Source organism: Agromyces terreus (assembly GCF_009749465.1).
In the GTDB taxonomy this organism is placed as follows: domain Bacteria; phylum Actinomycetota; class Actinomycetes; order Actinomycetales; family Microbacteriaceae; genus Agromyces; species Agromyces terreus.
The window spans coordinates 822307-832581 of record NZ_WBIS01000001.1 but is presented as its reverse complement, the minus strand read 5'-3'; the positions used below and the strand labels follow the sequence as shown (position 1 = coordinate 832581).

Genomic DNA, 10275 nt, shown 5'->3' with positions numbered 1-10275 from the left:
GTGATGGCCGGATCGACGTCGTTGCCTCGATTGTACGCGTCGCGGGCGCCCGACGTCGTCCGGGCGTGTGACGGCGTCGGCGCCCGGAGCGGCTCGATCCGCGGATCAGCGGCCGGGGCGATCGAGGACGGGCGCGAAGCCGCGGCACACCGGTGCGACCGCAGCGGCGACGGCGACGGTGAGATCGCCGCGTTCGACCCCCGCGAGCGCCCACGCCCCGGCACCCGTCGCGGCGGCCGCGGCGGCGGCGTTCGCCGCAGCCCTGACGCTGTTCGCGTCGACGTCGTCGTCGACGCGGCGGCGGAGGAAGTCGGCGAGCTCGCGCGCCACGAGGAGGAACCGGGCGAGGCCGGCGGCGAGGAACTCCTCGTGCGTCGCCATGGGCTCGCGCTGGCTGAGCGCGATCGGCACGGCACGGTGCGGATGCCGCGCCGCGAGCGCGACGATCACGTGCTCGAGCGCGGACGAGGGGGCGAGGTCGTGCGGCGCGGCGCCGAGGATCTCGGGCAGGGCGGAGATCGTCTCGTCGGCGTCGAGCCAGAGCAGGTCGGACTTCGCGGCGAAGTAATTGAAGAAGGTGTTGCGCCCGACTCCGGCGCGCTGGGCGATCTGGTCGATCGTCGTCCGGGCGTAGCCCTGCTCGAGGAACAGCTCGCTCGCGGCGTCCTCGAGCGTGCGCCGGGAGGACGCGCGAGGACGCCCGCCGCGCGATCTGGTGCCCGCTCCGCCGGACGCGGTGCCGAGTCGGTCGGATTCCGTCATAGACTCATTATGGACTGAGTACGGAAACCTCGTCCGCCTCCCCCACATCCCCAGAGGAGTCACGTCCCGCATGTCGTCGCGTCGCAGCATCCGTTCCCTTCCCGCCCTTGCGCTCGTCGCGTCCGGCGCGATCCTGTTGGCCGGGTGCGCTCCGTCGGACGGCGACGCCGCGGCCACCGGCGAGCCCGTCGAGGGCGGCACCCTCGTGTACGCCTCCGGCGACGCCGAGCCCACCTGCCTCGATCCGCATGTGGGCGGCAACTACCCGCAGGCCCTCATCGCCGGCCAGTTCCTCGAATCGCTCGTCTCGCTCGACGAGGACGGCGAGGTCATCCCCTGGCTCGCCACGCAGTGGACGGCGAGCGACGACGGGCTCACCTGGGACTTCACGCTCCGCGACGACGTCTCGTTCACCGACGGCACGCCGCTGAACGCCGAGGCGGTCAAGGTCAACGTCGAGCACCTCCAGAACCCCGACACGCAGTCGTCGACCGGGTACCTCGCGCTCGGCAAGGTCGCCTCGGTCGAGGCCGTGAGCGACACGGTCGCGCGTTTCCACCTCACGGTCCCCGACAGCGCGCTCCTCGAGTCGCTCTCGCAGCCGTGGACCGCCATCGAGTCGCCCGCGGGCATCGCCCGCGGCATGGACGAGAACTGCGCCGCACCGATCGGCACCGGTCCCTTCGTCGTCGACGGCTGGGTCCCGCAGGACCACGTGTCGCTCGTGCGCAACGACGACTACGACTCCGGCCCGGCCGATCGCGCGCACGAGGGCGCCGCGTACCTCGACGGCATCGAGTGGCGCTTCATCCCCGACTCCGCGTCGCGGTACGCCGCGCTCCAGGCCGGGGAGGTCGACGTCATCGACAACGCCCAGCCCGACACCCTCGACCAGGCCTCGAAGACGGGCACGCTCGTCGAGATCGACGCACCCCGGCCCGGCGCGTCGAACCGCATCGAGCTGAACTCCGGGCAGGCGCCGTTCGACGACGTCCGGGTCCGCGAGGCGTTCATCCGGGCCGTCGACGTGAACGACGGCATCGACGCCCTCTTCTTCGGCACCGCGGCACGCTCCTTCTCGGTCCTCTCGAGCGTCGAGCCCCTCGCGTATTCCGACGACGCCCTCTTCGGCACCGACCTCGACGCCGCCGAGGCCCTGCTCGACGAAGCGGGCTGGACCGAGCGCGACGCCGACGGCATCCGTTCGAAGGACGGCGTGCCCCTCACGCTGCGCTTCCCGGTCTCGACGAACCAGTCGATCCCCGCGGAGCAGTCCCTCTTCGAGCAGGTGCAGGCGACCGCGAAGCAGGCCGGCTTCGACGTGCAGCTCGAACCGGTCGACCTCTCGAGCTGGTACGGCGCGCTCGCCGCGCACGAGTACGAACTCGTGAGCGCCCCCTACACGAAGGTCGGGCCCGACGTCCTGCGCATCCTGTACCACTCCGACAGCATCACGCCCGCGCCGAGCGGCTACTTCGCGAACCTCGCCCAGCTCGACGACCCCGACCTCGACGCGCTGCTCACGGCCGCGGCATCCGAGTCCGATCCCGACGCGCGGGCGTCGCTCTACGAGCAGGCGCAGCAGATCATCCTCGGCGGCTTCTACGCCCTCCCGCTCTACGACCAGCAGAACCACTTCCTGCACTCGCCGAAGCTCCAGGGCGCGCGTGCGATGCCGACCGTGTCGACGCCGACCTTCGCCGACGCCTGGCTGGCAGACTGAGCGGATGCCACGGAGCCGCGTCCTCCGGCGGGTCGCACTGCGACTCGCCGGAGCGGTGTTCGTGCTGTGGGCCGTCGCCACGCTGACCTTCTTCGCGATCCACCTCGTTCCCGGCGATCCGGCCCAGGCGATCCTCGGGGGGCCGGGCTCTCAGGCCTCGCAGGAGGCGCTCGACCGGGTGCGCGCCGACTACGGGCTCGACCAGCCGTTGCTCGTGCAGTACGCCGCGATGCTCGGTCGCCTGCTGAGCGGCGATCTCGGCGACTCCTACGCCTTGAAGACGCCGGTGGCCGGGCTGATCGGCGGCCAGATCCTCGGCACCCTCGTGCTCGCGCTGCTCGCCCTCGTGGTCGCCTGGGTGCTCGCCGTCGCGCTCGCGCTCTGGTCGACCTCGGCCGGGCGGGCGGGCCGCGCGATCGCCGGAGGGCTCGAGCTCACCGCGGCGGCGCTTCCGCATTTCTGGCTTGCGACGGTGCTCATCGCCGTGTTCTCCACCGCGCTCGGTTGGCTGCCTCCCGTCTCGAACGACGCGGCATCCGGGCTCGTGCTGCCCGTCGTCACGCTCGCCGTCCCGCTCGCGGGATTCCTCGCCCAGCTCATGCGCGAGCAGATGCTGCAGGCGCTCGAGGAGCCCTTCGCCGTCTCGGCCGCCGCCCGCGGCGAGACCGCCGCGGGCCTGCGCTTCCGCCACGCGCTGCGCCACGCCGCGCTGCCGGCGATCAACCTCTCGGGGTGGGCGGTCGGCTACCTCATCTCGGGTGCGGTCGTCGTCGAGACCGTGTTCGCCAGGCCGGGCCTCGGCCGCACCCTGCTCCGCGCGACGGAACTGCGCGACGTGCCGGTGGTCGTCGGCGTCGTGCTGGTGGTCGCCCTCGTCTACGTGCTCATGACGATCGCGACCGACGTCGTCTCGCGGCTCGCGGATCCGCGCACGACCCACTCGGGCGGTGCGACATGAGCGATCTCGAACTGTCCAACCGCGCGGTCTCGGGTCGCGCGCTCCCCCGGCCCCCGCGCGTCGGCACCATGCTCGCGCTCGCCTTCGTCGCGTACCTCATCGTCGCGACGGCCTGGCCGGCCGTGCTCCAGCCGTACGACCCCGATGCCATCGCGCCGCGGGACGCCTTCGACCCGCCCTCGCCGGCCCACTGGTTCGGCACCGACGAGTCCGGCCGCGACGTCTACAGCCGGGTGGTCGAGGGCACCGCGGCATCCTTGCTCATCGGCGTCAGCGCGACGGCCATCGGACTCGCGCTCGGCCTGCTCCTCGGCGCCCTCGCCGGACTCGGAGGGCGAGTGCTCGACTTCGCGGTCGGACGGGTCAACGAGGTGCTCTTCGCCTTCCCCGGGATCCTGCTCGCCCTGCTCATCATCGTGCTGTGGGGGCCGGGTCCGGTCACTGCGACGATCGCCGTCGGCCTCTCGACGGCGCCGGGCTACGCACGCATCATCCGCGGCGAACTCGTGCGCGTCCGCGGCAGCTCCTACGTGGAAGCGGCCCGGGTGCTCGGCCACGGTCGGGGCCGGGTGCTCCTGCGCCACATCCTCCCGAACGCGCTCGCGCCGATCACGGTGCTCGCGACGCTCGGCATCGGGCAGGCGGTCGTCTGGGCGTCGGCCCTCAGCTACCTGGGCCTCGGCGCTCAGCCGCCGGCCGCGGAATGGGGCGCGATGCTGGCGGCGGGTCGCACCTACATCACCACCGCGTGGTGGCTGACGGTGTTCCCCGGCCTGATGATCGTGCTCACCACCATCACGACCACGGTGCTCGGTCGAGTGCTCGCCGCGCGCGACGGGGCCGCACGATGAGCGCCGGCACGGCGGCCCTGTCCCCGCCGCGAACGGACGGCCCTGGGCCGGTGCTCGAGGTGACCGGGCTCTCGATCTCCTTCAGCGAGGGGCGCAGGCGACGCGACGTGGTGCACGACATCGACCTGGCCGTCGCACCCGGGCGGTGCGTCGCCGTCGTCGGCGAGTCCGGGTCCGGCAAGAGCGTGACCGCCCGCGCCCTGCTCGGCCTCGCCGGACGCACCGCACGCGTGCACGCCGAACGCCTCTCGGTCGCGGGGGCGGACCTCCGGAACGCCGACGAGCGAGCGTGGCGCCGCGTGCGGGGCGCGAGCGCCGGCCTCGTGCTCCAGGACGCGCTCGTCTCGCTCGACCCGCTGCGCACCATCGGCCGGGAGATCGCCGACCCGCTCCGGATCCACCTGCGGATGCCGCCGGCCGAGGCCCGCGCGCGGGCGCTCGAGCTCCTCGAACTCGTCGGCATGCCGCACCCGGCGCTCGCGATCGACCGACGCTCCGGCGAGCTCTCCGGCGGCATGCGGCAGCGGGCCCTCATCGCGGCCGCCCTCGCCCTCGATCCGCCGCTCCTCATCGCCGACGAACCCACGACGGCGCTCGACGTCGGCGTGCAGGCCCGCGTGCTCGGCCTGCTCGAGGAGGCTCGCGACCGCGGCACCGGCGTGCTCCTGATCAGCCACGACCTCGCCGTCGTCTCCCGTGTCGCCGACCACGTCGTGGTCCTGCACGACGGGCGCGTCGTGGAGCAGGGCCCGGCGGCCGAGATCCTCGGCGCGCCGCGGCATCCGATCACCCGAGCCCTCATCGCCGCGGTGCCGACCGATGTGCCGAGGGGCGAGGCCCTCTCCCGCGCCGCGGCGGCCGATCCCGAGCCGCCCGTCGCGCCTTCGGCTCCGAGCGCAGACGGAACGGCGGCAGCGGGCGGACGCCGACCGGTCGAGGCGGCCCCTGCGGAAGCGCCTCCGATGTCGGCCGACCCGCGCGTGGCTCGCGATGCAGAGGCGCCCGTGCTCGAGGGCTTCGGGCTCGCGAAGTCGTTCGGATCGGGTGCGACCGCCGTGCACGCGGTCGCCGATGCGTCGTTCCGGCTCCACCGCGGACGCACGCTCGGGCTGGTCGGCGAGTCGGGGTCGGGCAAGAGCACCCTCGCGCGACTCGTGCTCGGCCTCACCCCGCCCGACGCCGGCGAGGTGCGCCTCGACGGCGGAGCCTGGTCGACGCTCGTCGAACGCGACCGACGGCCGCTGCGCCCGCGCATCGGCGCCGTCTACCAGGATGCGCTCGGCTCGTTCGATCCCCGCTGGAGCGTGCGCCGCATCCTCCGCGACGCGCTGGGCGCCGCGCGCATGCCGGCATCGGATGCCGCGGTCGCGGCGCTCCTCGAACAGGTGCATCTCTCCCCCGAGCTCGCGGCGCGGCATCCGCTCGCCCTCTCCGGAGGCCAGCGCCAACGCGTCGCCATCGCGCGCGCCCTGGCGGGCTCACCCGGGATCCTCGTCTGCGACGAGCCCGTCTCGGCGCTCGACGCCACCGTTCAGGCGCGCGTTCTCGACCTGTTCGACGAGCTCCAGCGCAAGCACGGCCTCGCGATCCTGCTCATCTCGCACGACCTCGGCGTGATCCGCCACATGAGCGACACGATCGCCGTCATGCGCAGCGGGCGCATCATCGAACAGGGCGACGCCGATCGGGTCTTCACGTCGCCGCAGCACGAGGCCACCGCCGCGCTCATCCGGGATTCGCCGCGCCTCGTCCCCCGTGCCCCCGGAACGAACCGCTAGGCTTGAGCGTCAACATTCAGGCACCTCACCACTGACTCGGTGCCGCCGATATCGAACCGGAGCATCATGACCGACACGTCGCGCATTCCCGACAAGCCCGCCCTCGAAGGGCTCGAGACGGTCTGGTCCGAAGCCTGGGAGCGCGACGGCGTCTACGCCTTCCCGCGCGAAGCTGCCACCCGCGAGACGATCTTCTCGATCGACACGCCCCCGCCCACGGCCTCCGGCTCGCTGCACATCGGCCACGTCTTCTCGTACACGCACACCGACGTGATGGCCCGCTTCCAGCGCATGCGCGGCAAGCACGTCTTCTACCCGATGGGCTGGGACGACAACGGACTGCCCACCGAGCGTCGCGTGCAGAACTACTACGGCGTCCGCTGCGATCCCACGCTGCCCTACGAGGCCGGCTTCGTGCCGCCGTTCGAGGGCGGTGACGGCAAGTCCACCAAGGCCGCCGACCAGAAGCCCATCAGCCGTCGCAACTTCATCGAGCTCTGCGAACGCCTCACCGTCGAAGACGAACAGCAGTTCGAGGCGCTCTGGCGCACGCTCGGACTCTCGGTCGACTGGAAGCAGACCTACCGCACCATCGCCGACGAGGCGATCTTCACCTCGCAGCTCGCCTTCGTGCGCAACGTCGAGCGCGGCGAGGCCTACCAGGCGCTCGCGCCGACGCTGTGGGATGTCACGTTCCGCACCGCCGTCGCGCAGGCCGAGCTCGAAGACCGTGAACAGCCCGGCCACTACCACCGCGTCTCCTTCCACCGTCCCGACGGCGGCACGGTCGAGATTGAGACGAGCCGCCCCGAGCTCATCGCGGCGTGCGTCGCCCTGGTCGCCCACCCCGACGACGAGCGCTACCAGCCCCTGTTCGGCACCACCGTGACCTCGCCCGTGTTCGGCGTCGAGGTCCCCGTGCTCGCCCACCACCTCGCCCAGAAGGACAAGGGCACCGGCATCGCCATGATCTGCACCTTCGGCGACGTGACCGACGTCGTCTGGTGGCGCGAGCTCGACCTGCCCAACCGCGCGATCATCGGGTTCGACGGCCGCATCATCGCCGAGGCGCCCGAGGCGATCACCTCCGAGGCCGGCCGCGCGGCCTTCGCCGAGCTCGCGGGCAAGACGACCTTCTCCGCCAAGGCGGCCGTGGTCGAGTTGCTGCGCGGCTCCGGCGACCTGCTCGAGGAGCCCAAGGCGATCACGCACCCCGTGAAGTTCTTCGAGAAGGGCGACCGCCCGCTCGAGATCGTCTCGACGCGGCAGTGGTACATCAGCAACGGCGCCCGTGACGCAGGCCTGAAGGAGCGTCTGCTCGAGCACGGCCGCTCGATCGACTGGCACCCCGACTTCATGCGCGTGCGCTACGAGAACTGGGTCGGCGGCCTCTCGGGCGACTGGCTGGTCTCGCGGCAGCGGTTCTTCGGCGTGCCGATCCCCGTCTGGTACCCGCTCGACGAGGCCGGCGACCCGAAGTTCGACGAGCCGATCGTCGCCACCCGCGACCTCCTGCCCATCGACCCGTCGTCGGCGCCGGCTCCGGGCTACGACGAGGCCCAGCGCGGCGCGCCCGGCGGGTTCATCGGCGAGCACGACGTCATGGACACCTGGGCGACGTCGTCGCTCACCCCGCAGCTCGCCGGCGGATGGGAGCGCGACCCCGAGCTCTTCGATCTCGTGTTCCCCTACTCGCTGCGCCCGCAGGGTCAGGACATCATCCGCACCTGGCTGTTCTCCTCGACGCTGCGCGCCGAGCTCGAGCACGGCACGGCCCCGTGGAGCGACGCCTCGATCTCGGGCTTCATCGTCGACCCCGACCGCAAGAAGATGTCGAAGTCGAAGGGCAACGTCGTCACCCCGGCCGGCCTCCTCGAGCAGCATGGTTCCGACGCGGTGCGCTACTGGGCGGCATCCTCGCGCCTCGGCACCGACGCTGCGTTCGACCCGCAGAATCCCACGCAGGTCAAGATCGGCCGCCGTCTCGCCATCAAGGTGCTGAACGCCGCCAAGTTCATCCTCGGGTTCGAGGGCGCTGCGGATGCCGCGGTGACCGTCGCCGTCGATCGCAGCATGCTCGCCGAACTCGCCGAGGTCGTCTCGAAGGCGACGAAGGCACTCGAGTCCTACGACCACGCCCGCGCCCTCGAGCTGTCGGAGAGCTTCTTCTGGACCTTCTGCGACGACTACCTCGAGCTCGTCAAGGAGCGCGCCTACGGCGAGGCCAGTTCCGAGCAGGCCTCCGCCGTCGCCGCGCTGAAGACCGCGCTCGCCGTCCTGCTCCGTCTGTTCGCACCGGTCATCCCGTTCGCGACCGAAGAGGTCTGGAGCTGGTCGAACGAGGGCTCGGTGCACCATGCAGCGTGGCCGGCGCTCGACGAGCTCGCGGCCCGCGCAGAGGCCGGCCCCGAGCTGCTCGAGCTCTCGAGCCTCGCGCTCACGGGCATCCGCCGCGCCAAGACCGCTGCGAAGGCCTCGCAGAAGACCCCCGTGACGCGTGCCGTCATCGCGGCGCCCGCGGCGACGATCGCGCTGCTCGAGGCCGTGGCATCCGACCTGCGTGCGGTGGGGCGCATCGCCGACCTCGAGTTCGTCGTCGCCGACGAGTTCGAGGTGAGGGACATCGAACTGGAAACACCCGAGGCTTAGGGGAGCCCATGACCTACGAGATCCGACGCGCGAGCGAAGACGACTTCTTCGGCTGGCTGCCGCTGTTCGAGGCGTACTGCCGCTTCTACGAGACCGAACTCGATGACGCCAAGGCGCTCATCGTCTGGAACTGGATCAGCGACGAGCACGACCCGCTGCAGGCCGCGCTCGCGGTCTCCGAAGAGGGCACGCCGGTCGGGCTCGCCCACTACCGCGTCGTGCCCGACAGCCTGTCGGCCACGCGCGGCATGCACCTCGACGACCTCTACGTCGACGAGGAGTCCCGCGGCTCCGGCATCGGCACGGCGCTCATCCGCCACGTGCACGAGCGCGCGGGCGAGGTCGGCGCCGCGGGCGTCTCGTGGATCACGGCGGCCGACAACGAGTCGGCGCAGCGTCTCTACGACTCGCTCGCCGCTCGCACCACCTGGGTCACGTACGAGATGGGCGCCTGATGCAGCTCGGCACGCGCTGGGCGTTCGGCGCACCGCCGCCGGCCTCCGTGCCCGAGGCGCTCGGCGTCCGTCTGGCCGCGGTCGAGGCCGATCGACCGGCGGCCGGCGGACACTGGACCCTCACCTGGCTCGAGGGCCGGCCGATCGCCGAACTCGACGACGGCACCCGGGTCACGCTCGACGATTCGTCGCCGGCGATCGACGACGAGGATCCAGACGACGACTGGTGACGGCGGTCGCGGTGTGCCGCGGTGCGATCAGGCGCGGGCGATGATCTCGGCGTGGGGCATCAGCATCCATCCGTCGGGGTCGCCGGCCCAGGCGAGCCAACCCTCGGATACGCGCCGCAGCTCCGCCGGGTCGGCATGGCCCGACTCGATGGCGTGCACGGCGAATTCCGACTCGACGGCGCGCTGGGACCACGAGGTGCCCCACCACTCCCGCTCGGCGTCGGACGCGAACACCCAGACCGAACCGCCGGCCTCGACGTCGTCGAACCCCGCCGCCCTGACCCACGCCTTCAGATGCCGTCCGGCATCCGGTTCCCCGCCGTTCCAGGCGTGGACGTCACGGTACAGCTCGAGCCACCGCGTGAGCTCGGGCGTGGCCGGCGTCGTGACGACCCCGCCGTAGTCGACATCGCGCACGGCGAGCACGCCGCCCGGCTTCAGCACCCGCCGGAACTCGCGCAGGGCATCGATCGGCCGCCGCAGATGCTGCAGCACCTGGTGGGCGTGCACGACGTCGAACGTGGCATCCGCGAACTCGAGGGCGTACGCGTCGCCCTCCTGGAACGCGACGTTGTCGACGCCGGAGCTCCGCGCGAGTCCGTTCGCCTCCGCCACGATGTGGGCGGAGGCGTCGACGCCGACGACGCGGCCGGGCCTGACCCGTCGAGCCAGGTCGATCGAGATGGTGCCCGGACCGCTGCCGACGTCGAGGATCTCGAGGCCGGCCCCGAGGTGCGGCTCGAGGTACGCTGCCGAGTTCGCGACGGTGCGCCACGTGTGCGACGCGAGCACGCTCGGGTGATGACCGTGCGTGTAGACGTCGCGATCCCGAGCCGTGGACGGAGAGTTCTCGCTCATGCTGCGAGCCT

9 protein-coding genes are annotated in these 10275 nt (G+C 72.2%); 7 read left to right on the top strand and 2 right to left on the bottom strand.

Features of this window, described 5'->3' with window-relative positions:
• Positions 1–105: 105 nt before the first annotated feature.
• Positions 106–762 carry a TetR/AcrR family transcriptional regulator gene (locus GQQ92_RS03725; RefSeq protein WP_156997846.1) on the bottom strand — a complete coding sequence of 219 codons (657 nt, stop codon included), beginning with the start codon at positions 760–762 and terminating at the stop codon, positions 106–108.
• Between the two features lie 70 nt (positions 763–832).
• Here GQQ92_RS03725 and GQQ92_RS03720 point away from each other — a divergent pair, with 70 nt between their 5' ends.
• From GQQ92_RS03720 to GQQ92_RS03690, 7 genes are all read left to right on the top strand, one after another.
• Entirely contained in the window at positions 833–2485 is a 1653-nt protein-coding gene (locus tag GQQ92_RS03720; protein WP_156997845.1) for an ABC transporter substrate-binding protein, read from the top strand.
• A gap of 4 nt (positions 2486–2489) precedes the next feature.
• Positions 2490–3443 (top strand): ABC transporter permease, encoded by a 954-nt coding sequence (locus GQQ92_RS03715; protein WP_156997844.1) that lies wholly within the window; start codon positions 2490–2492, stop codon positions 3441–3443.
• Positions 3440–4294, top strand: a complete 855-nt coding sequence (locus GQQ92_RS03710) for an ABC transporter permease (protein WP_156997843.1) — start codon at positions 3440–3442, stop codon at positions 4292–4294. Before GQQ92_RS03715 ends, GQQ92_RS03710 begins: the two co-directional genes overlap by 4 nt.
• A complete protein-coding gene (locus GQQ92_RS03705) occupies positions 4291–6072 on the top strand; it encodes a dipeptide ABC transporter ATP-binding protein (RefSeq protein ID WP_156997842.1) in 1782 nt (593 codons plus the stop codon). Before GQQ92_RS03710 ends, GQQ92_RS03705 begins: the two co-directional genes overlap by 4 nt.
• A 66-nt stretch (positions 6073–6138) precedes the next feature.
• Positions 6139–8721 carry a valine--tRNA ligase gene (valS, locus tag GQQ92_RS03700; RefSeq protein WP_156997841.1) on the top strand — a complete coding sequence of 861 codons (2583 nt, stop codon included), beginning with the start codon at positions 6139–6141 and terminating at the stop codon, positions 8719–8721.
• An 8-nt stretch (positions 8722–8729) separates the two neighbouring features.
• Positions 8730–9176: a GNAT family N-acetyltransferase gene (locus GQQ92_RS03695; protein WP_156997840.1), complete on the top strand. Its 447-nt coding sequence runs from the start codon at positions 8730–8732 to the stop codon at positions 9174–9176.
• Positions 9176–9406, top strand: a complete 231-nt coding sequence (locus GQQ92_RS03690) for a hypothetical protein (RefSeq protein ID WP_156997839.1) — start codon at positions 9176–9178, stop codon at positions 9404–9406. Before GQQ92_RS03695 ends, GQQ92_RS03690 begins: the two co-directional genes overlap by 1 nt.
• A gap of 27 nt (positions 9407–9433) precedes the next feature.
• On the opposite strand, the gene GQQ92_RS03685 is transcribed toward GQQ92_RS03690, so the two are convergent.
• Complete coding sequence (locus tag GQQ92_RS03685; RefSeq protein WP_156997838.1) at positions 9434–10264, bottom strand: methyltransferase domain-containing protein; 831 nt, start codon at positions 10262–10264, stop codon at positions 9434–9436.
• Between the last annotated feature and the right edge of the window lie 11 nt (positions 10265–10275).

Bases quoted from the DNA above. Each gene is read 5' to 3' on its own strand.
- GQQ92_RS03725 (WP_156997846.1), bottom strand. From the start codon at position 762: ATGACGGAATCCGACCGACTCGGCACCGCGTCCGGCGGAGCGGGCACC.
- GQQ92_RS03720 (WP_156997845.1), top strand. From the start codon at position 833: ATGTCGTCGCGTCGCAGCATCCGTTCCCTTCCCGCCCTTGCGCTCGTC.
- GQQ92_RS03715 (WP_156997844.1), top strand. From the start codon at position 2,490: ATGCCACGGAGCCGCGTCCTCCGGCGGGTCGCACTGCGACTCGCCGGA.
- GQQ92_RS03710 (WP_156997843.1), top strand. From the start codon at position 3,440: ATGAGCGATCTCGAACTGTCCAACCGCGCGGTCTCGGGTCGCGCGCTC.
- GQQ92_RS03705 (WP_156997842.1), top strand. From the start codon at position 4,291: ATGAGCGCCGGCACGGCGGCCCTGTCCCCGCCGCGAACGGACGGCCCT.
- valS (WP_156997841.1), top strand. From the start codon at position 6,139: ATGACCGACACGTCGCGCATTCCCGACAAGCCCGCCCTCGAAGGGCTC.
- GQQ92_RS03695 (WP_156997840.1), top strand. From the start codon at position 8,730: ATGACCTACGAGATCCGACGCGCGAGCGAAGACGACTTCTTCGGCTGG.
- GQQ92_RS03690 (WP_156997839.1), top strand. From the start codon at position 9,176: ATGCAGCTCGGCACGCGCTGGGCGTTCGGCGCACCGCCGCCGGCCTCC.
- GQQ92_RS03685 (WP_156997838.1), bottom strand. From the start codon at position 10,264: ATGAGCGAGAACTCTCCGTCCACGGCTCGGGATCGCGACGTCTACACG.